Annotated in this window: 21 protein-coding genes; 12 read left to right on the forward strand and 9 right to left on the reverse strand. The window is 37.6% G+C overall.

Annotation, left to right across the window (positions count from 1 at the left end):
• The first annotated feature begins 8 nt into the window (after window positions 1–8).
• The 3 genes from FRZ67_RS03330 (at window position 9) to mutS (ending at window position 5263) form a co-directional block, all read left to right on the forward strand.
• Entirely contained in the window at window positions 9–881 is an 873-nt protein-coding gene (locus FRZ67_RS03330; RefSeq protein ID WP_147188179.1) for an energy transducer TonB family protein, read from the forward strand.
• Window positions 882–964: 83 nt separating this feature from the next.
• Window positions 965–2254, forward strand: coding sequence for a bifunctional folylpolyglutamate synthase/dihydrofolate synthase (locus tag FRZ67_RS03335; RefSeq protein ID WP_147188180.1), 1290 nt, complete (start codon window positions 965–967; stop codon window positions 2252–2254).
• 387 nt (window positions 2255–2641) lie between these two features.
• The gene (gene mutS / locus FRZ67_RS03340) at window positions 2642–5263 is read left to right on the forward strand and encodes a DNA mismatch repair protein MutS (protein ID WP_147188181.1); all 2622 of its coding nucleotides are present in this window, start codon (window positions 2642–2644) and stop codon (window positions 5261–5263) included.
• 131 nt (window positions 5264–5394) lie between these two features.
• Here mutS and FRZ67_RS03345 read toward each other — a convergent pair whose 3' ends face one another.
• The gene (locus FRZ67_RS03345; protein WP_147188182.1) at window positions 5395–6237 is read right to left on the reverse strand and encodes a hypothetical protein; all 843 of its coding nucleotides are present in this window, start codon (window positions 6235–6237) and stop codon (window positions 5395–5397) included.
• Between the two features lie 211 nt (window positions 6238–6448).
• Between FRZ67_RS03345 and FRZ67_RS03350 the strand changes: the two genes are divergently transcribed.
• From FRZ67_RS03350 to FRZ67_RS03360, 3 genes are all read left to right on the forward strand, one after another.
• The gene (locus FRZ67_RS03350; protein WP_147188183.1) at window positions 6449–8134 is read left to right on the forward strand and encodes a tetratricopeptide repeat protein; all 1686 of its coding nucleotides are present in this window, start codon (window positions 6449–6451) and stop codon (window positions 8132–8134) included.
• A gap of 196 nt (window positions 8135–8330) precedes the next feature.
• Window positions 8331–8726 (forward strand): hypothetical protein, encoded by a 396-nt coding sequence (locus tag FRZ67_RS03355; protein ID WP_147188184.1) that lies wholly within the window; start codon window positions 8331–8333, stop codon window positions 8724–8726.
• Entirely contained in the window at window positions 8723–9676 is a 954-nt protein-coding gene (locus FRZ67_RS03360; RefSeq protein ID WP_147188185.1) for a class I SAM-dependent methyltransferase, read from the forward strand. Before FRZ67_RS03355 ends, FRZ67_RS03360 begins: the two co-directional genes overlap by 4 nt.
• Window positions 9677–9729: 53 nt before the next feature.
• Here FRZ67_RS03360 and FRZ67_RS03365 read toward each other — a convergent pair whose 3' ends face one another.
• The 7 genes from FRZ67_RS03365 to FRZ67_RS03395 all read right to left on the reverse strand — a co-directional run bounded on the left by FRZ67_RS03365 (window position 9730) and on the right by FRZ67_RS03395 (window position 15581).
• Window positions 9730–10089, reverse strand: coding sequence for a hypothetical protein (locus tag FRZ67_RS03365; protein ID WP_147188186.1), 360 nt, complete (start codon window positions 10087–10089; stop codon window positions 9730–9732).
• Window positions 10086–10445, reverse strand: coding sequence for a cupin domain-containing protein (locus FRZ67_RS03370; RefSeq protein WP_147188187.1), 360 nt, complete (start codon window positions 10443–10445; stop codon window positions 10086–10088). The genes FRZ67_RS03365 and FRZ67_RS03370 overlap by 4 nt, the downstream gene beginning before the upstream one ends.
• Window positions 10432–11040: a dephospho-CoA kinase gene (gene coaE, locus FRZ67_RS03375; RefSeq protein WP_147188188.1), complete on the reverse strand. Its 609-nt coding sequence runs from the start codon at window positions 11038–11040 to the stop codon at window positions 10432–10434. Before coaE ends, FRZ67_RS03370 begins: the two co-directional genes overlap by 14 nt.
• Window positions 11041–11216: 176 nt before the next feature.
• The gene (gene rfbD, locus FRZ67_RS03380; RefSeq protein WP_147188189.1) at window positions 11217–12074 is read right to left on the reverse strand and encodes a dTDP-4-dehydrorhamnose reductase; all 858 of its coding nucleotides are present in this window, start codon (window positions 12072–12074) and stop codon (window positions 11217–11219) included.
• Window positions 12075–13367 (reverse strand): nucleotide sugar dehydrogenase, encoded by a 1293-nt coding sequence (locus tag FRZ67_RS03385; protein WP_225975497.1) that lies wholly within the window; start codon window positions 13365–13367, stop codon window positions 12075–12077. It abuts the gene before it with no gap.
• A gap of 84 nt (window positions 13368–13451) precedes the next feature.
• Window positions 13452–14435, reverse strand: a complete 984-nt coding sequence (locus FRZ67_RS03390) for a UDP-glucuronic acid decarboxylase family protein (protein ID WP_147188190.1) — start codon at window positions 14433–14435, stop codon at window positions 13452–13454.
• A gap of 15 nt (window positions 14436–14450) precedes the next feature.
• A complete protein-coding gene (locus FRZ67_RS03395; RefSeq protein ID WP_147188191.1) occupies window positions 14451–15581 on the reverse strand; it encodes a DegT/DnrJ/EryC1/StrS family aminotransferase in 1131 nt (376 codons plus the stop codon).
• 541 nt (window positions 15582–16122) lie between these two features.
• On the opposite strand from FRZ67_RS03395, the gene FRZ67_RS03400 reads away from it, so the two are divergent.
• The gene (locus FRZ67_RS03400; protein WP_147188192.1) at window positions 16123–17376 is read left to right on the forward strand and encodes a 3-deoxy-D-manno-octulosonic acid transferase; all 1254 of its coding nucleotides are present in this window, start codon (window positions 16123–16125) and stop codon (window positions 17374–17376) included.
• Here the strand turns inward: FRZ67_RS03400 and FRZ67_RS03405 are convergent.
• Window positions 17349–18074, reverse strand: coding sequence for a DUF8457 domain-containing protein (locus FRZ67_RS03405; RefSeq protein WP_147188193.1), 726 nt, complete (start codon window positions 18072–18074; stop codon window positions 17349–17351). The genes FRZ67_RS03400 and FRZ67_RS03405 overlap by 28 nt on opposite strands.
• A gap of 119 nt (window positions 18075–18193) precedes the next feature.
• On the opposite strand from FRZ67_RS03405, the gene FRZ67_RS03410 reads away from it, so the two are divergent.
• The 5 genes from FRZ67_RS03410 to FRZ67_RS03430 all read left to right on the forward strand — a co-directional run bounded on the left by FRZ67_RS03410 (window position 18194) and on the right by FRZ67_RS03430 (window position 22094).
• Window positions 18194–18763 carry a thymidine kinase gene (locus tag FRZ67_RS03410; RefSeq protein WP_147188194.1) on the forward strand — a complete coding sequence of 190 codons (570 nt, stop codon included), beginning with the start codon at window positions 18194–18196 and terminating at the stop codon, window positions 18761–18763.
• A complete protein-coding gene (locus FRZ67_RS03415; protein WP_147188195.1) occupies window positions 18742–19440 on the forward strand; it encodes a heme exporter protein CcmB in 699 nt (232 codons plus the stop codon). The genes FRZ67_RS03410 and FRZ67_RS03415 overlap by 22 nt, the downstream gene beginning before the upstream one ends.
• 121 nt (window positions 19441–19561) lie before the next feature.
• Window positions 19562–20242, forward strand: a complete 681-nt coding sequence (gene ccsA, locus FRZ67_RS03420) for a cytochrome c biogenesis protein CcsA (RefSeq protein WP_147188196.1) — start codon at window positions 19562–19564, stop codon at window positions 20240–20242.
• Window positions 20235–20459 carry a CcmD family protein gene (locus tag FRZ67_RS03425; protein WP_147188197.1) on the forward strand — a complete coding sequence of 75 codons (225 nt, stop codon included), beginning with the start codon at window positions 20235–20237 and terminating at the stop codon, window positions 20457–20459. The genes ccsA and FRZ67_RS03425 overlap by 8 nt, the downstream gene beginning before the upstream one ends.
• Before the next feature lie 216 nt (window positions 20460–20675).
• Window positions 20676–22094, forward strand: a complete 1419-nt coding sequence (locus FRZ67_RS03430; RefSeq protein WP_147188198.1) for a Glu/Leu/Phe/Val family dehydrogenase — start codon at window positions 20676–20678, stop codon at window positions 22092–22094.
• Window positions 22095–22380: the final 286 nt, after the last annotated feature.

The raw sequence follows: 22380 nt of genomic DNA on the forward strand, positions 1-22380 counted from the left end.
AGTTTGGAATGACAAGTATTCAACAACAACACGCCGAGTTTGAAAGGCAGAAAAATATAAAAGCCTTTAGTTACACTACTGTTATAACAGTGGCTGTATTCTTTTTATTCTTTATCAGCTGGACGATACCACAACCGCCTCCGCCGCCTGTTGATGAAGGCATAGAAGTAAATCTCGGCAACAGCGAAACCGGTCTTGGTGATGTACCGCCGCAAATTCCCGACGAAATGAGTAATGCAGAGCATACAACGGTTGCAGCCCCACAAACAACGCAGGCTGCGGCAGAAACACAAGCGGAAGTAGCAGATAATAAAGAACCGGATGCACCTGAAATACATACTTCTCCCAAACCGGAAGTAAAAAAGAATCCGGCAAAAACAGAAAATACTACTGCAAAAAATAACAATACAAAACCTGTGGTAAACACGCCACCCAAAGTTGTAAAACCAAAAGCGGTATATGCTGGGGGTAAAAGCAGCACTGGCACAGGTAATAATGCAGATTCTTATAATAAAGCAAAAGACCAGGGTATAGCAGGCGGTAAAGGCGACCAGGGACAACCAAACGGTAATCCGAACTCTGATAGTTATAAAGGCAATGGTGGTACAGGAACAAGCGGTATAAGAATTACCAATGGCTTAACCGGCCGTTCCGCCAGGAATACAAGGTTTGAAGACACCTACAAATATGGAGGTATTGTATATGTAAATGTAACAGTTGATGAAGAGGGTAATGTAACTTCTGCAACAATGAAACAAGGCAGTCCTTTCCCGGATATTAATGCCATTGCTTTAAAAAGAGCAAAACAGATAAAATTTTCCAAAGGAACAGAAGTACAAAGCGGTACCATACAGATCAAATTTGAAAACCCCAAAGGATAAAATTTTTTCTGACTTTTATATAGACCTGTAGGCATTGAAAATCTTACAGGTTTTTTTATTTTCAAACTTTCTAACTTTCGGGGATGAATTATAAAGAAACAATAGCTTATTTATACGACACATTGCCCATGTTCAGCCGTATTGGTGCGGCAGCATATAAAAAAGATCTAACTAATACGATTGCTTTATGTGAAATACTTGATAATCCACACGAAAAATTTAAAAGCATACATATTGCGGGCACCAATGGTAAAGGCTCTACAAGCCATATGCTTGCTGCCGTTTTACAAACAGCAGGCTATAAAACAGGTTTATATACTTCACCACACTTAAAAGATTTCAGGGAAAGAATAAAAGTGAACGGAGAAATGTGTGAACAGAGTTTCATTGTTGACTTTGTTGAAAAAATAAAACCACATATTGAGACGATTCAACCATCTTTCTTTGAAATAACGGTTGCCATGGCTTTTGAATATTTTGCACTACAAAAAGTGGATGTAGCGGTTATTGAAGTTGGTTTGGGGGGAAGATTAGACAGCACAAATGTTATTGCTCCTGAAATATCAGTGATTACCAATATTGGCTGGGACCATATGAATTTGTTGGGAAATACGCTTGAACAAATTGCTTACGAAAAAGCAGGAATTATAAAAGAAAATATTCCTGTTGTTGTTGGAGAATTCCTGCCAGAAACAAAATCAGTATTTGAAAAAGTTGCTGCAGTAAAAAATGCCCAACTGATCTTTGCCCAGGAAAAAAGATATGCTATCGAATGGAAATATGATCATCATAAATTATTAGCTACAGTTGTTGATAAACACAATGATGAACATGAGGAATATGCTTTAGATCTTACAGGTATCTATCAAACAAAAAATCTCGTTACAGTTTTAGAAGCTTTACAGCTATTGCAAACAAAAGGCTGGAACATTTCTGATAAGCAAATCAAAGAAGCTTTATCTAAAACAAAAAAGTTGACCGGTTTGCATGGTCGATGGGAACTGATTCATGAAAACCCTGCAGTAATTCTTGACGTTGGTCATAATGAAGACGGCATAAAACAAATAGTAGAGCAACTTGAATTATCTACTTATAATCAATTGCATATTATCATCGGCATGGTAAAAGATAAAGCCGTAGAAAAGGTTTTATCGTTGTTGCCAAAATTTGCCAGTTATTATTTTACGAAAGCGCAGATACCAAGAGCATTACCTGAAAATGAATTGGCTCAAAGGGCCACCGCTATTGGCTTACAAGGGAAAGAATTTCCTGAAGTCAATCTTGCACTAACGGAAGTATTAACGCATGCTCATAAAGATGATTTGATCTTAGTGTGTGGCAGCGTGTTCCTGGTGGGGGAAGTAGCCCCCTAAATCCCCCGGTGGGGGACTTTACGCAAAAGTATTTCAATTAAAATCTCTGCATTATTGCAAAGTAGTTTTGAAACACATAGAAACATAGGCACATAGCACTTCACATAGGTTTCTATGTGTTACTATGTGTTTCTAATGTGGCTATGTGGTTGACTTGCTCAATAGGATTACTTTCAGATGAAGAGTGCGACGCAACAGATGATGCTATGAAATACAAATGCCGGGCTCATAAAATAACTCTGCATCTCTCCGTCTTTGCGGTTTCTTTTCCTGTGTTTTTCCCATTTTTTTCTTAATTCCCCTTTAGGGGTTAGGGGCTTAAACTCTTTATCCACATTTCGTTTCACCTCTTTAGGAGACGGGGGCGTCTTTCTATATTTGCCCACTATGGCAAAAGTGGCGACAGATACACCTTTAATGCAACAGCACAGGGCTATCAAACAAAAATATCCCGATGCAATATTGCTGTTCAGAGTGGGTGATTTCTATGAAACATTTGGAGAAGATGCCATCAAAGCATCGCAGGTGTTGGGCATCACACTAACGAAGCGAAATAACGGAGCCGCATCATCAAGTGAGTTGGCAGGATTTCCGCATCATGCATTGGATACTTATTTACATAAGTTGGTGAAAGCAGGTTATCGTGTTGCCATCTGCGATCAATTGGAAGATCCAAAACAGGCAAAAGGAATTGTAAAACGTGGCGTAACAGAAATGGTAACACCAGGTGTTGCAACGAATGACAAACTGCTTGAACATAACAGTAATAATTTTTTAGCAGGCGTACATTTTACAGAAAACAAATTAGGCATTGCATTACTTGATATTTCTACCGGTGAATTTTTTGCAGCAGAAGGCGATACGGAATACATTGATAAATTACTGCAAAGTCTTAAACCTGCCGAAGTAATTTTTCAACGCAGCAGCCAGAAATATTTTAAAGAAACATTTGGTACGCGTTTTTATACTTACACTTTAGAGAGCTGGATCTTTGATGAAGCATTCGCAACAGAACTACTATTAAAACATTTTCAAACACATTCGCTGAAAGGTTTTGGTGTGGAGAATATGCATTGCGGTATTGTTGCTGCAGGCGCCGTGTTGCATTATTTAAAAGAAACAGAACATCCGAACCTGCAACATGTTACAACCATTCAACGCATAGAACGTGATGATCATTTATGGATGGATCGTTTTACAATTCGTAATCTTGAATTACTGAACAGTGGTGCAGAACAGGGAAATAATCTATTAAAAGTTTTAGACAACACAGTAAGCCCGATGGGTGCACGTTTGTTGAAACGATGGATGGTATTGCCTTTGCTGGACATCAAAAAAATAAATGAGCGGCTTGATCTTGTTGAATATTTCATTAAAGAAACAGATATCAGGAAAAATATTCAGCATCTTATTAAACAATGCGGTGATGTTGAAAGACTGGTGAGCAAAATTCCCGTTAAGAAAATAAACCCAAGGGAAGTATTGCATCTTGCAAAAGGTTTACAACAAACAGACCAGGTAAAACAGATCTGCACTGCATCAAACAATGAATATTTAAAACGTTTGGGTGATGCATTGAATCCATGCACTTACATTTCGAATAAGATCATTAATGAAATTGTAGAAGCACCTCCGGTTGCTTTGAACAAAGGAAGCGTGATAAAAAATGGCGTACATGCAGAGTTAGATATGCTGAGAAATATATCGAGTGGTGGCAAAGAATATTTATTAGAGATACAACAAAAAGAAGCAGAACGCACAGGCATCACTACATTGAAAATTGGTTTCAATAATGTCTTTGGATATTTTTTAGAAGTAACCAATTCACACAAACAAAAAGCGCCTGCAGATTGGATCCGCAAACAAACACTCGCCAATGCCGAACGGTACATAACACCTGAGCTAAAAGAGTACGAAGAAAAGATAACGGGTGCGGAAGATAAAATTTCAGCTATTGAATCTGAGTTGTATGATAAGTTATTAATAGAACTACAGGATTATATTGCTTCCATACAAGTCAACGGAAATATTCTTGCAATTCTTGATTGCATCATTTGCTTTGCAGAGAATGCATTGCATTTCAATTATAAAAAACCTGATCTGCACGAAGGCGTTAAACTGAATGTAAAAGATTGTCGCCATCCTGTTATAGAAAGAAATTTACCTGTTGGTGAACATTATATTGCAAATGATATTTTGCTCAATCCGCAGGAGCAACAAATCATTATTCTTACCGGACCAAACATGAGTGGTAAGAGTGCTATTCTTCGCCAGACTGCGTTGATAACATTGATGGCGCACATGGGAAGTTTTGTTCCTGCATCGTCTGCATACGTTCCTATCACTGATAAAATATTTACACGTGTTGGAGCCAGTGATAATCTCAGCGGTGGCGAAAGTACTTTCATGGTGGAAATGAATGAAACGGCAAGCATCATCAACAATATTTCTGCACGCAGTTTGATCCTGCTTGATGAAATTGGTCGCGGCACTTCTACGTATGATGGCATTTCTATTGCATGGAGCATCGTTGAATTTCTGCATGCATCCAATGCAAAACCAAAAACATTGTTTGCTACACACTACCACGAATTGAACGAGCTTGAAAATAAATTGCCACAGGTGAAGAATTATCATGTTACCAATAAAGAGGTTGGTAATAAAATTATTTTCCTGCGCAAACTTGCACCCGGCGGCAGTACACACAGTTTTGGTATTCATGTTGCAAAGATGGCGGGCATGCCGCCGGCGTTGATCGAACGAGCCAATGAAATACTTGCCCAGCTTGAAGAAAAACATGTTGATGATGAGCCCACCACGCATAAAGTAAGAAAGACTGAAGATAACGTAAAAAGATTAAGCACCACCAAAATGCAGCTCTCTATTTTTGATGCACACTCACAAACTTTTGCAGACATAAGAACTGTGTTGGAAAATATGGATATTAACCGCCTCACTCCTGTTGAAGCTTTAATGAAGCTGAATGATATAAAGAAGATGATCCAATAAATTTTTATGAGCCAAGCTGTTGTAAATGTAGTATCGGTTGTTGCGTCGCACACTTGTACTTTCTGAACAATGTGGAGCTTTTATTTAGGCGTAAGTGTTGCGTGAAGGCACACAATACGGCGCAAAATCTACTATGAAAACCTTGACAGGTTTAAAGGTGTTGGTATATACTGTGGCACATCTAAAGGTAATTTAGATTCCATTGAAAGGCTAATAAAAATGAAATGTGCGAATGTGTTTAACCAATTTATAATATCAGAAGTAATATCTTTTTCGAGGAATACACAAACATGATTTCCCATTTTTTTTCTTTGAAAATGTCGGTCAAACATTTCATTCGCTTTATTTGTATCCAAATATTTTAATAACCGTGGAGAAATAATTTGACGATTATGGACAAGTGTATGTCTTATCATTGAGACCAAATCAAACCATTGTGTTATATTAACTTTATAAATATTATTAGATTCATGTTTTCTAAAATAAGAAGAAATTTTTCTGATCATTGAAAGTAACCCTTTGTTATTAGTTCTTTGATTTAGCTTAACCATATTTCTTATAGTTTCTCTAATGAGAATAATATCTTCAGTCACAAATTTGAAAAGCTTTAATTTTTCTTGATTGTTTAATAAAAATTCGGTCAAAATTTCAATTAGAAAACTTTCAAAAACCTCATATGCTTGTGACACTGCGAAACAGCAATGTTGACTAATAACATCTTTTATTTCATTTTCAAGATTATCTGTGGTTGTTGAGTAAATACAATTAGGAGTAAATAAATTCATTTCAGCTTTTATCAACGACAAATCTCTATAACTAGTTATTGCACTTACTATTTCCTTATTCAATCTCTTTTCTTTAACAATTTCATCTTTCTTTGTAGTTAAAAATGATGCCGACAGAATTAGCTTTCCTTCAATGATTAATATCTCAGAAAAATAGCTTTCAAGTATTTTCAACAAATAATTTCTCATTCAATTAGTATTTTCTTACTCCATAAAGTTAGTTCTTATAAATTTCTTCTTCGCCATGCTGCGTGGAGACACGCTCCCCATCTTTGCTTCCATCAAAGCCCAATAGCATTCCTACAGTTCGCTACATAAATATTCTAAAATAAAAATATTTAATAGCTTTAATAGATTAATTGCGCCAGTGCTAACTTATAATTTTTCAAAAGTTTTGTATATGAACTTTTCTATAAAACGATGGCTGTTATTCTTTCTATTAACTTTCATAGTTGTAGCATGTGAAAATGATTCTAATCCTTCAAAAGAACAGATCTCACAATTAAATCTTAAAAGAGGAGAACTGATTTCCTGTGGATCACCCGGTAAGGAATTTGGTACGGTTGATTTTGAAATCAGCTGCGATGAAAAAGTAAAAAAAGATTTCAACCTTGCTATAGAACTGCTACATTCTTTTGAGTATGATGAATCAGAAAAAGTCTTTGCCAAAATAATTGATGAAGCGCCGGAATGTGCCATGGCATATTGGGGTGTAGCCATGTGCAGTTATCATCCGTTATGGGAAGCGCCGTCAGATACCGATCTTAAGAAAGGCGCCGAGGCAATTGCAATTGCAAGATCAATTAATAAAAAATCAGGAAAAGAATCGGCGTATATCAATGCAATTGCTGCTTACTACGATGATTGGGATAAAACAAATCCACGTGCAAGGAGCATTAACTTTGAAAAAGCAATGGAGCAGTTGCACAATACTTATCCGCAGGATAAAGAAGCTGCCATATTTTATGCGCTTGCTTTAGATGCTGCTGCAGACCCGACCGACAAGACTTATACAAATCAAAAAAAAGCAGGCGATATACTTAACGCATTATATGCTGCAGAATCAAATCATCCGGGCATTATACATTATATCATTCACACGTATGATTATCCTGGTTTAGCAACACTTGCATTACCTGCTGCACGAAGATATGCAGCAGTGGCGCCATCATCTGCGCATGCACTACATATGCCATCGCATATTTTTACAAGGCTTGGGTTGTGGGATGAATGCATCAAATCAAATCTTGAATCTGTTGCTGCGGCGCAATGTTATGCAGAGGCATCCGGCATTAAAGGACATTGGGATGAAGAGTTGCATGGGCTCGACTATCTTACCTATGCTTACCTACAGAAAGGTAATGATGATTCTGCAAAACAAGAGTTGGACTATTTATCAACGATCAAAGAGGTGCATCCTGCAAACTCTAAAGTTGCTTATGCGTTTGCAGCTATTCCCGCACGTATTGCGCTTGAAACGAAGAATTGGGATGACGCTGCTAACCTGCAACTGCCCCAACTAAATCTGGCATGGAATAAATTCCCGTGGCAGGAAGCTATTATTCATTTTGCACGTTTGTTAGGTTCTGTAAAATCTCAAAAGATTGATGCCGCAAAATATGAGTTAGTAAAATTAAATGCACTTCATGATACATTACTACAACAGAAAGATATTTATAAAGCCAACCAGGCGGCTATTCAAATAAAGACTGGTGAGGCATGGATACAACTTGCACAAGGCAAAAAAACAGAAGCCTTACAATTGATGAAAACCGCTGCCGATATGGAAGACAGCACTACCAAGCATCCTGTAACGCCGGGTGAAGTATTGCCTGCAAGAGAATTATATGCAGATATGTTGTTACAGTTAAATCAAAACGAAAATGCATTGCATGAGTATGAAGCTGTGTTAAACAAAAATCCCAATCGCTTTAATAGTTTGTATGGTGCAGGTGTTGCCGCAGGAAGAACCGGCGACGATAATAAAAAAATAATGTATTACAAACAGCTATACACAATAGCGGGTAAGACATCTGGAAGAACGGAGTTAACAGCAGTAAAATCTTTTCTAAATATTCCATTGTAGTTTTATGAGCCCAGCGAATATGCGTATGGCATCGCCTGTTGCGTCGCACATTTGTACGCTTTGTTCAATAATGCTCAGAACGTACAAGTGAGTGACACAACGAAAGCTCAATAGCATTACTGCAGCCTGCTACATAAAAGCTTTTTTGTTATTCCATAAAAGAAAAATAATCTTTGCCATCCTTTAAAATCATGGCATGGATTATTCTTTTATTATTCTGATCGTTTCTGTTTTTGGTTCGAGATGGTTATTGCTGCGTGCATTTAATAAACTTACCGATGAAGAAAAAGCAAAAGTGCTTTCGGGAAATATTATCAGGCTTTCGCAAATTACGATGGCCACAACAATCCTGATGGTCGTAGTGTTTTATTTCATGATTGTGAATTACCCGCAAATGTATCAGACCATAAGCATCAGCTTTTTTACGATATTGATTATGCAAAGAATGATCGCATATCTTATTACGAAGAAAAGTATGCTGACCAATAATATACCGCAAACATATATCAATAAATATTTTCTTTCGTGGCTGATAACAACTGTTGGCGTCCTCATTTTTATTTTCTTATTGGTAAAAGATAATTTCAAATGACGGAAGCGGAAAAACTTTCGATGTTTGAGAACCGTTTGCTGAAAGTATATAAGCACAAAAGCAAACTTGCCAGGCGGCAGAACATCGCATGCTATCGTGTGTATGATCATGATATGCCCGAATTCCCTTTCTGCATTGAATTATATGAAGACAAAGTTTACCTGGCAGAATACCTGCGCCATCATGGTATGACTGATGAAGAGCATGATGTATGGCTTGATGCATGCATTGCATTAATTGGCAAACTGCTCGATGTTCCTGAATCAAAGATCTATGTACGGCAAAGAAAAAAAATGAGTCACCGCACAGAAGACCAGTATGAAAAGCTCAATGAACAAAAAGATTTTTTTACTGTAGAGGAGAATGGTTTAAAGTTCCTGGTAAATCTTACCGATTATTTAGACACCGGTTTGTTTCTTGACCATCGTATCACGAGACAAATGGTAAGAGAGCAATCAAAAGATAAACGTGTATTGAATTTATTTTGCTACACAGGTTCATTCTCGGTCTATGCCGCTGCAGGCGAAGCTGCATCTGTAACTTCTGTTGATCTTTCTAAAACATATTTGCAATGGGCAGAAGATAATTTTATAATTAATCGTTTTAAAGACAAAACCAAATATCAATTTGTTCACGCTGATGTAAAGCAATGGCTGAAGACATTACAGCCGGATAGTTTTGATTTGGTGATTATGGACCCGCCAACATTCAGCAACAGTAAGCGCATGAAAGATTTTCTCGACATTCAAAGAGATCATGTGGAATTATTGAATGATGTGTTGCATGCAACAACAAAAGAAGGCGTTGTTTACTTTAGCACCAACTATACGAAATTTATTTTAGAGCAGGATAAGATCAATGCTGCATCTGTGAAAGATATTACCAAAGCAACGACCCCATTTGACTTTGAAGGGAAATTGAAAAGATGGTGTTATAAGATCATCAGGTGAGTGTCGAGTAGTGAATTGTGCATATTTATTCACAACTGACCACTCACTCTTTACTATTCCAGTTTCTTTTCACTCAACTTACCCTCTTTATGAAAAAGATAATTGGAGAAAACATAAGTTATTGTTGCATGATCGGCAATGCTGTCGGTGTTATAATGAAGTTGTAATTGAAAAATATAATTTTCATCACGCATGATCCATTTATCGCTGTTTGCTTTTGCAGTGGTGCTATCTTCCGCCGGTCTTCCGATATAAAATACATATTCGCTGCGCTTAAGACCAACAACAATATTCCGCCATTTATACGGCATAGAAACAATGGCAGCTTTTGGAATTACAAAGAAGTATGCGAAGGAATAGAACGCAATAAAAAAGGCAATGATCGTTATAAATACCCAGCGCCATTTTTTCATATAATGTCAAGCTCCTTCTTTGTGAATTCATTTTCTGTATTACCTGTATTTAGTGTTGTTGCGGGTTCAAACAACATTACCCAAACTTCTTCCGGTGCATTTGGTCTGTGTTCAACACCACGAGGCACTATAAGAAAATCACCTTCATTAAGTTCAATATCTTTATCACGCAGCTCCATTATAAAACTTCCTTTCACTACATAAAACAATTCATCTTCATGATCGTGATGATGCCATGTAAAAGGCCCTTTGAATTTTACCAGCTTTATGTGCTGACCATTTAGCTCACCAACAATCTTCGGTGACCAATGATCTGTAAACAATTCAAATTTTTCCAACAGGTTAACCTTTTGCATCACGTTCATTTTTTATAGACAATAATTTTTCATGCACCTTCAACACTTGTGGAATCACTAACTGTTGCTCATCATTTGTAATTACAAAATCACAAAGTTTCATCTTCATGTGTTCGTCAATTTGCTTTGCCATACGCTTCAACACTTCTTCCCTGCTCACTTTATCACGATTCATTGTCCGTTGAATTCTTATATGTTGGGGCGCAAATACGCCAATAACATAATCTAATCCTGCTGCTGCACCCGATTCAAACAATATAGCTGCTTCTTTCAACACGTAATGAGACGTTTGTTGTTGCATCCACTCTTCCGCCATTGCAATCGTAACAGGATGCACAATCGCATTTAATTGCTCCAGTTTAAGTGCATCATTAAACACTATACCGGCAATATATTTTCTATCAAGTTCATTGTTTATATAAGCACTCTCACCAAACAATTCAATAATCTTTTTTTTCACATCTATATTTTCATGCATGGCTTTTTTCGCGGCAGCATCTGCGTCAAACACAGGAATACCAAGCGTTTTAAAAATATTGATCACGGTAGTTTTTCCACTTCCTATTCCACCGGTAATTCCAACTTTAAGAGGCATAACAATTATAATGTGTTACAAACTTATTGATTTATTTTATGGAACAAGCCGAAGTATTTTATAGCATCGCTTGTTGTGTCACTCACTTGTACTTCCTGTTCAATATTGATCTGAACGTTGAAGAGTGCGACGCAACGAATGTTTAATTGAAATACAAAACCCGGGTTCAAAAAAAATTACAACTTACCAAGACACGCTGCAAGACTTTGCTGCCACGGCTTTAATTGAATGTTATAAACGTTAACGATTTTCTCTTTACTCATAACAGAGTATGCAGGCCGTTTTGCAGGTGTAGGATATTGCGAAGAAGGAATTGCATGGACATTGCAGTTAAAATGTTTTGCATCTTTTATAGCACTTGCAAAGGTATGCCAGTTTATTTCGCCGCTGTTACTGAAATGATAAATGCCGGGCTGAAAATTATTTTGTACAATGATCTGTATGATAGCCTCGGCAAGATCTTTTGCATAAGTTGGAGAACCATATTGATCGTTAACAACATTAATATCTGTGCGATCTTTCATTAACCGCATCATCGTTTTTACAAAGTTATTTCCGTACACACTATATACCCATGATGTGCGTATGACGATTGTCTGCGGATTGTTTTGTAATGCAAGCTGCTCTCCGATCCATTTGGTGTAACCATAATAATTTACAGGATCAGTCGCATCATCTTCTTTATATGGCTTTGTGCCTTTTCCGCTAAAAACATAATCAGTGGAAACGTGTATAAGCTTTGTGCTCCAAGCTTTACATGCTTTTGCGATATTACCTGTTGCTTCTGCATTGATAAGATATGCCTGCTCCTGTTCAGCTTCAGCTTTATCAACCGCTGTATATGCAGCAGTGTTGATGAAATATGTTGGTTTAAACTTCTCAAATGCGGTGTTGATAGCTTCTGTATTTGCAATATCAAGTTCTGTTCTGTCGAAGAAATGAAATTCGAATAGAGCATAGTTGTTGGCAATATCATTCAGCTCATTACCAAGCTGACCATTTTTTCCTGAAACAATGATAACAGGTTTTTCCATTTATAAACTCCAGTAATAACGGTTAGCAATTTTATTCCTATATAAACCTTTTATGTCTGCAATAAGGGCATGAGGCTTTGTAATGGAAGCGAAATATTTTTCGTCAAGTAATTTGTAGGGTGTATGTGGAACAGCAAGAATTACTACATCGTAATCATTGTCTGTATCTCTTGTAAGACCGAAACCATATTCATGCTTTAGTTCATCAGAAGATGCGTAAGGATCAACGATATGAATATTGATATAATAAGACTGCAATACATTTACAATATCTGCAACTTTTGAATTACGTATATCGCTTACATTCTCTTTGAATGTTGCGCCCATGATGAGCACTTTCGACTCCTTTACATTGCCACTGTGTTGAATGATGTGCTGAATGATCTTCTTGGAAATATAATTGCCCATTGTATCATTTACATAGCGACCTGCAGTAATTACACGTGAATTGAAGCCAAGCTCAGAAGCTTTATAAGTCAGATAATATGGATCAACACCGATGCAATGACCGCCAACAAGCCCGGGTTGGAATTTTAAAAAATTCCATTTGGTGCCTGCAGCTTCCAATACTTCGTATGTGTTGATGCCAACTTTATCGAAGATGATGGAAAGTTCATTCATCAATGCAATATTGAGATCGCGTTGGGTGTTCTCAATAACCTTTGCCGCTTCTGCAACCTTGATGGAGCTTGCTTTGTAGGTTCCCGCTTTTACAACCATTTCATAAACAGTTGCAATATTGTTCAATGATTCTTCATCGCAACCCGCAACTACTTTTATAATTTTCTCTAGTGTATGTTCTTTATCACCTGGATTTATACGTTCTGGTGAATAGCCGATTTTAAAATCTTCTATTGCTTTTAACCCACTTCCTTTTTCCATTACAGGAATACAATCTTCTTCTGTACAACCGGGGTATACTGTTGATTCAAAAACAATATAATCTCCTTTCTTTATAACGCTGCCTAATGTTTTACATGCTTTCAATAATAAAGAAATATCAGGCACTTTATGATCATCAACAGGTGTTGGAACTGCAGCAATAAAAAAAGAAGCTTGCTTTAAAACTTCCAAATCATTTGTAAAAGTTATATTGCAATCTGCAAATGCTTTTTTGTCCAGTTCTTTGCTGGGATCGATGTGATCGTTCAACATTTTGATGCGTTCAGCATTCATATCAAAACCAATAACACTTATCTTTTTTGCAAATGCCAATGCAATAGGTAAACCTACATAGCCTAAACCTATTACGGCAAGTTTGGTTTCTTTATTGAGTAGTTGCTGAACGATCATTTTATCTGCAGAGTTATGTTATTGTAGTACAAGAGTGCGACGCAACGAAAGCTTCATATTTATTCAAAAGCTAAGTACAAAAAATTACTTCTTTGAAATAAACTCTTTTGGAAGTTTTACCAATTCTTCTTTTGGCAAGGATTTGAAATATTCATACGTTTTCTTCAAACCCTCTGCACGACTCACTTTCGGCTCCCATCCAAGAATTTGTTTTGCTTTGGTAATATCGGGCTGGCGTTGTTTCGGATCATCAACAGGCAATGGCTTGTAAACAAGTTTTACTGAAGAACCTGTTAGCTTCAACACTTCTTCGGCAAAATCTTTCAATGAAATTTCTACAGGGTTACCAATGTTCACAGGCTTTGCATAATCGCTCATGAGCAAACGATAAATACCTTCGATGAGATCATCAACATAACAGAAGCTGCGTGTTTGACTACCATCACCAAACACCGTAAGATCTTCTCCACGCAATGCCTGACCGATGAATGCAGGTAATGCACGACCATCATTCAATCGCATACGCGGACCATACGTATTGAAGATACGAACGATGCGTGTTTCCAATCCATGAAAGGTGTGATATGCCATTGTAATAGCTTCCTGGAAACGTTTTGCTTCATCGTACACACCACGCGGACCAACAGGATTTACATTGCCCCAATATTCTTCTGTTTGCGGATGCACCTGCGGATCTCCATATACTTCGCTTGTTGATGCAACAAGAATTCTTGCATTCTTGCTACGCGCCAAACCAAGACAGTTGTGCGTTCCAAGCGAACCCACTTTTAAAGTTTGAATCGGAATTTTTAAATAATCTATCGGGCTTGCAGGCGAAGCAAAGTGTAAGATATAATGCAACTCACCGGGAACGTGAATAAACTTTGTAACATCGTGATGATAGAATTCAAAATCTTCCAAAGGAAAAAGATGTTCGATGTTTCTAAGATCACCGGTGATAAGATTGTCCATGCCAATTACATGAAACCCTTCCTTAATAAAACGGTCACAAAGATGCGATCCCAGGAAACCTGCCGCCCCGGTAATAAGTACACGCTTTTTACTCATAGAATGTTGGTTGCTTTATTGGTTAATATATTCTAACACAGAACTTGTAATATAAGATAATTGTTCTTCATCAAGCTCTGTATGAATGGGTAATGAAATTACGCGTTCTGTAAGCCAATCTGTAGTTGCTAATTCAACATCAGGCAGGTTAAAAGAGTCAAACATTTTTTGTTTGTGACCAGGCACTGGATAATAGATCATGGAAGGAATTTGCTTTAATGCAAGGTATTCATTCAATCCATCCCTGTTCACTCCTTCAAGCACTAATGTGTATTGGTGAAACACGTGATTGGTATATGGTGCACGATATGGTGTAGTAATCTTTGGATTGTTTGCAAATGCAGCATCATAATAATCCGCAGCTTTTCTGCGTGCGGCTATGTAATTATCAAGCTCACGTAATTTGATATTAAGAATCGCTGCCTGCACTGTATCTAATCTTGAATTGCAACCAACCACATCATGATAATATCTTTTACTCTGGCCATGATTGGCAACCATTTTCATTTGCGCGGCCAAAGCATCATCATTAGTAAAGATGGCACCACCATCTCCATAACCACCCAAATTTTTTGAAGGGAAGAAAGATGTTGTTCCTATTGTTCCAATTGTCCCGGTTTTCTTTTTTGTGCCATCTTTAAAAATATAATCACTGCCAATTGCCTGGGCGTTGTCTTCGATCACTGCTAAATTATGTTCATTCGCAATTTCCATGATCGCTTCCATGTTTGCAGCCTGACCGTATAAATGCACGGGAACGATTGCTTTTGTTTTTGGCGTAATTGCTTTACGTAAAGATTCAGACCCCATGCAAAAAGTTTTTGCATCTACTTCTACAAACACAGGTTTTAAACGAAGTAATGCTACCACTTCCGTTGTAGCTATATAAGTAAACGAAGGTGTAATAACTTCATCACCCGGTTGCAAGCCTAAAGCCATCATTGCAATTTGCAAAGCATCGGTTCCGTTAGCGCATGGAATTACATGCTTTACGTCAAGATATTCCGATAAATTTTCAGCGAATTGCTGCACAGGTTTGCCATTAATAAAAGCAGAACTCTCAAGTACATCAATAACTGCAGTGTCAATCTCGGTTTTAATCTTTTGATACTGCGTCTTAAGATCCACCATCTGGATAGCTCTCATACGTCAATTTTAAGTGCGGCAAAACTAACGTAAAAACGCATCATTCGCATTATTGTTGTTTGGGCAATAAATGGTTAAGGCAATTTTTATGTTACCGGCTTAGAGTACTTTGAGCATTGTATGTTGTGTCACTCACTTCAAGGTTCTGAAGATTGAGCAACAACATAATTCTAATGTTGTAATAAAATAATTTTACTGGGCAGTTCCTTTGCCTGATAATTTTACTACAACATACATGATAAGAATAAGCAGCGCAATATTAATTATTGGCCAAAGGATGGATGATAATTCTAAATGACGCATACGCACAGTTTTTCGGAGATTAGAATATTGGATATCTTGGTCTTTCAATGTAAAACTAAAAATAAATTCTGAAAGAGAACATTAATAAAACCTTTGGAATCAACTAAAATAATAATGTGTTGCTTGTTGATAAAGCGTACAAGAGTGCGACGCAACCAATGTTAAATTAATAATATACAGCTGGGTACAAAAAATAGAAGCTTTAAATTTAGTTTATCACTTTCTTTGCAGCTTAGATATGGGAAAAACTGCTTACCTGCTATTCATTAAATTATATCCTCTTGCTGCACGCATTACCGCTTTATTTAACCGCAAAGCACGACTGTGGATTGCAGGAAGGAAAAATGTATTTGCAAACATTCATAGCAGCCTGCAAAACGATACGCGAAAAAAAATATGGGTGCATTGTTCTTCGCTGGGCGAGTTTGAACAAGGCCTTCCGTTAATGAAAGAATTGAAAAAAAAGTACCCCTTCTATTGTTTGGTGCTAACTTTTTTCTCCCCATCCGGTTATGAAAATGAAAAAAATAACAGCGTTGCAGATCGTATTTTTTACATGCCCATGGATAGTAAAAAAAATGCTGCTCTTTTTTATGAAACAGTTAAGCCTGTTCTTGTAGTTTTTGTTAAGTATGAATTTTGGTATTATTATCTCACAGAAGCAAAACAAAGGAACATTCCTTTACTGCTTGTATCAGGTATATTCAGAAAAAGTCAGCCATTCTTTGCATGGTACGGAGGTTTTCACAGGCAAATGCTGCAGTGTTTTACACATTTATTTTTACAAAATGAAGAGTCGCTGCAATTATTAAAAAGTATAGAGATCATTAACACTTCAGTAGGCGGCGATACAAGGTTTGACAGGGTTTTAGAAATAGCAGAAACATTTAAACCCATAACATCCATTGAAGAATTTTGCAGAAATAAGAAAGTAATTGTTGCAGGCAGCACCTGGACAGATGATGACGAAGCGCTTGATCACTATGTAAACAGCTATAAAGATTATTGCTTTATTATTGCCCCGCATGATATTGGTGAGGATCGTTTAAAAGAATGCGAGTCATTATATCATCATTCGGTACGTTATTCAGCCATTGGCACTCAGATTGTGGAACCTGAAATCAACACATTCATAATTGACAATATTGGTACACTTAAATATCTGTATAAGTATGCAGACATCTGTTATATAGGTGGCGGATTTGGAGGTGATGGTGTACACAATGTTCTAGAAGCAGCTGTTTATAATAAGCCAGTTGTATTTGGGCCTGAATACGAAAAATACATTGAAGCAGTAGAATTACTCGAAAAGGAAGGCGGTTTTTCTGTAGAGAACGCGCTGGAACTGGAAGAAATATTCAATGAGTTAATAGAAGATAAAGATCTGTATGAGTATTGCGCTGCTGCGGCAGGCAATTATGTGCGTTCTAAGACCGGCGCTACAGCCGGGGTTATGCAATATATTCAAGAGAAGCGCCTTCTTACCAGCTGATCAAAATGTTTTACTGTTAAGCTTTCCTCATCCCACCCGATCTTTGTTTTTAATTCACGTTGTATCCAATATTCAGCTTCAGGAAAAATAGTAAAGCTATTGATAGTTTTAATACTGCGTTCGTACATATTTTCATCACCACGAAACAGCTCTTCTATAAAAACAAAGCGGTCGTTAATCCCTATAGCTTTCTTAAGATCTTTAACAGGGCTTTCTTTTAAGATGGCTGCTAACTCCTTCTTTTCAGTCTTAAGCCGGTCATTAAGCGTTTGCTCACCCGACGAAGAAATGCTGTCATTTAATTCAAATACATCTTTTTGTTGATAAGCAAAGGTTGGAATTTCTTCTATTTTTGGTAGCGGCGCATATGTTTTTACAACTTTTTGTTTTTCTTCTCTTATCTCAGCAGCTTTTTCTTTTACAGGTTCAGAGGCAGGCTGGTATACACTAATTACGGGCCGCGCTTCTTCTTTTTCAGGAACTTTATCTGCAATAGCCTGTGCAATTATTAAAGACTGAACATCTGCATCTTTAATACCAGGATGTATTACAGATACTTTATTACCGGCACTAGCTTCCCTATTATTTTCCTGTAGTTCGTGCACCAGCATTTGTGCGGTTACCAGCATAGCTGAATTACCTGAATGTGATTCATGAAGTTCAAGCAATCTTTTTATAAGAGTATCAACTCTTTCCATGGGATATTATACATTTGACGATTAATAAGATGGCCACACGCAATTGCTGTGCCACCTTTATATATGTTGACTGATTAAAAGTACTAAGCTTTTCTGTAACGAATACCAGGTTTTGCATAATGTTTATAGAACCACACATATCTGGAGAACGCAGGGGCTGGATAGAAGTTATTTGTGGCTCTATGTTCAGTGGCAAAACAGAAGAATTAATAAGAAGGCTTAAGCGTGCTAAAATTGCCCATCTTAAGGTAGAAATATTTAAACCATCTGTAGATGTAAGATATGGCGAAGAACAGGTAGTTAGCCATGACGCTAATGCAATACTTTCAACACCGGTTGATAATTCGCAAACAATATTATTGATGGCCGATGATGTTGATGTAATTGGTATTGATGAAGCCCAATTCTTCGACCCTCAATTGATACAGGTATGTGAAACATTGGCATTAAAAGGTACAAGGGTGATCGTTGCAGGGTTAGATATGAGTTTCCAGGGCAAGCCATTTGGACCAATACCTCAGCTATTGGCTGTGGCAGATTATATAACCAAGCTTCATGCGATCTGTGTAAAATGTGGCAATATTGCCAGTTATTCTTATCGCAAAAGCGGTCCTGAATCTCTGGTTGTACTCGGTGAAAAAGATTTGTACGAACCACGTTGCCGGAAATGTTATCACGAAAAATTATAAAAAGAAAAGCATTGAATAATTCCGGATCTCAAAAAATACCTGCACTTATAAGAAAGGACCTGTTGCTTGAAATAAGACAGCAATATACTTTTTATGGCGTGTTGCTATATGTAGCTTCTACTATATTCGTAGTTTATCTCACTATGGGGCAGCCGGAGGAAGAAGTTTGGAATGCCCTCTTTTGGGTAATTCAATTGTTTGTTTGTGTAAATGCAGTAGCTAAAAGCTTTCTACAGGATAGTAAAGGTCGCATGCTTTATTATTACTCTATTGCGGGTGCAAGAGATTTTATTATATCCAAACTTGTCTTTAATGCATTGCTCATGATGCTGATGAGTTTGCTTAGTCTTTTTGTATTCATGCTTTTACTTGGCAATCCGCTTTTACATATCATTGCTTTCGCAGGAATTGGCTTTCTTGGTGGAATAGGCTTTAGCTTAATATTTACTTTTCTTGCAGCAATAGCGTCTAAAGCCCAGCAACAGGCTGCATTAATGGCTATCATGGGCTTTCCTATTATCATTCCGCAAATACTTTTATTAAGTAAAATTGCAAAAGCTGCTTTTGCACCTGTACTGCAAGCCGGTTTGTGGCAAATGGTATTTTTATTAGTAGCATTAGACTTATTAATAATTGCATTAGCGGTTATACTTTTCCCTTTTCTATGGAAAGATTGAGTATTCTTATAATTTTTACGCTGCTAATCATTTGTTCTAAAGGCTTTCCCCTAAATTTGCCCCGCAGAATTTTGCAACAGGCTTGCCAAATAACCTCCTGTTACTACTGAAAAATTATTGTATGATTCGTCAATACTGGTGGAAAATACTTTCTTTTATTTTACTTGTGTACACCTGTACGATGGGTTTTTTGGTTAAAGTACCTAAGCTTGACGGCCGCATGCAGCAAACCGTCCGCAACTTATTTTTTCATGTGCCTATGTGGTTCTGCATGCAAACACTTTTTATTGTTTCGGTTATTTATGCCATTAAATACTTACGCACGCCAAATCCCCGTTTTGATTATTATTCTCTTGAATTTGCCAGAACCGGTGTAGTGTTTGGAATATTGGGGCTTATAACGGGTGCTATATGGGCAAACTATCAATGGGGACAGCCATGGAGTGGCGACCCCAAACAAAATGGAGCCGCCATTGCAATACTTATTTACATGGCCTATTTTGTGTTACGTGGTTCTATGACAGATATGGACAAGCGTTCCCGCATTAGCGCGGTGTATAACATATTTGCTTTTGCCATGCTATTTCCTACTATCTGGATACTGCCACGTCTTACAGAATCCTTACACCCTGGCGGGCAGGGAAGCGAAGGAAACCCGGGATTAAACCCTAACGACACAACACCAGAAATGGAAATGGTATTTCTTCCTGCAATTATAGGCTGGATTTTACTGGGCGTCTGGATCTCAACATTACGTACAAGATTAGCAATACTAACTGAAAAGAAACTGTCTCATGAATAAACTGAGAAATATTGCATGCACTGTTGCACTTTGTATTATACAGGTTTATGTTTTTGCGCAAGACACAAATGCAAAAACAGAAGACCCAACAGATTTCATGCGCAGTGAAGGAAAATTATATGTGGTAATGGCGGTTGTTGTTGTTATATTGATCGGGCTTTTTATTTATTTGATAAATCTAGACAGGAAAATAAAGGCGCTGGAAAAGAAAGGATAAATTTTGTTGCCCGTCTGCAGTGTATGTATTTAGCTGCTCTTGCGTCGCACTCTTGTACGCTTTTTTCATTGTTCAGCAGAGTTTGGAACGTACAAGTGAGTGACACAACAGGCGATGACCAAATAAGATAAAGTTTGATAAATATTTTTTTTCTTATCACCAATAACAAATGTTAATTAGCTGTAAATCATCTTCTAATATTTAAACATCATTTATATGTCAGATCAACAGTATAGTTTTTTTGAAAGCGTTGTAAAAAGTTTCGACAAAGCGGCAAAATTTACAAGGTGGGAAAAGGGTTTGCTGGAGCAGATAAAAGCCTGCAATGCAGTCTACCAAATGCGTTTTCCTATTAAAAGAGACGACGGTTCTATTGAAGTTATTGAAGCATACCGTGTGCAACATAGTCAGCATAAAACGCCTTGCAAAGGCGGCATTCGTTTTAGCGATGAAGTAAACCAGGACGAGGTAATGGCACTTGCATCCCTTATGACGTACAAATGTGCAATTGTAAACGTACCATTTGGCGGTGGTAAAGGTGGTATCAAAATCAATCCACGCAAATACAGTGAGTTTGAACTACAAAAAATTACCCGCCGGTACACTGCTGAATTGATTCGCAAGAACTTTATTGGTCCAGGTACGGATGTTCCTGCTCCTGACTATGGCACCGGTGAACGTGAAATGGCCTGGATCGTTGATACTTACGAAAGTATGAAACCGGGCGAAATTGATGGTCTTGCCTGTGTTACCGGTAAACCTGTTACGCAAGGTGGCGTTCGCGGTCGTAAAGAAGCAACAGGATTGGGGGTATTCTTTGGTGTGCGTGAAGTTTGTAACATGCCGGATGTAATGGCACGTATTGGCTTACCAGTGGGCGTGCAAGGAAAACGTGTGGTTGTACAGGGGTTAGGTAATGTGGGCTACCACTCTGCCAAATTCTTCCGCGAAAATGGTTCCAAAGTAGTTGCTATTGCAGAATATGAAGGTGCAATCTTTAGTGAAGATGGCTTGAACGAAGACGAGGTTTTTCACCACAGGAAGAAAACAGGTTCTATTCTTAACTTCCCCGGTGCCACCAATCTTGCTAAAAGCGGCGATGCACTTGAGCTTGCCTGCGATATTCTTATACCCGCTGCTTTGGAAAATGTGATCAATAAAGACAATGCTGCCAATGTAAAAGCAAAGATCATTGGCGAAGCAGCGAATGGTCCTCTTACACCAGAAGCTGATGAAATACTTATAAAGAATGGAACCCTCGTTATCCCTGATATGTATCTGAATGCTGGTGGCGTTACGGTTTCTTATTTTGAATGGCTCAAAAATCTTAGCCATGTTCGTTATGGCAGAATGGAAAAACGTTTTACCGAGAACCAGAATAAAGGTTTACTAAGTGCATTAGAAACACTTACCGGAAAGTCTGTTAATGCAAAAGAAAGGACTTACATTGAACATGGACCAAGCGAAGTTGACCTGGTGCACAGCGGTCTTGAAGAAACTATGATAGAAGCTACTCATGAAATCATGAATTGCTGGAAAGCAAACCCTGCTATTCCTGATATGCGTACTGCAGCTTATGTTGTTGCCATTGACAAAGTGGGTACAGCTTATGCAGAGCTGGGTATATTTCCATAAAGGAATTATTAATTTATGCAAAAACTCCCTTAATAAAAGGGAGTTTTTTATTTGGTTAGTTTATTAATTAACAAGCTGCAGTGTTTGTGGCATCTTTGGTTGTGTCACTCACTTGTACGTTTGAATTTTTAATGAACAAATAACGTGGGTTTAGCTATGTGCGAACAAAATATGAAAGCCCAAAACTTGTAGCTATCAGCTGATAGCTATTTAAAAGTACAAGAGTGCGACGCAACAAAAGCCTAAATAATATTCGAATGCCAGGCACAAAAATCCCCGCATTTTA

This window comes from Panacibacter ginsenosidivorans, assembly GCF_007971225.1.
Lineage (GTDB): Bacteria > Bacteroidota > Bacteroidia > Chitinophagales > Chitinophagaceae > Panacibacter > Panacibacter ginsenosidivorans.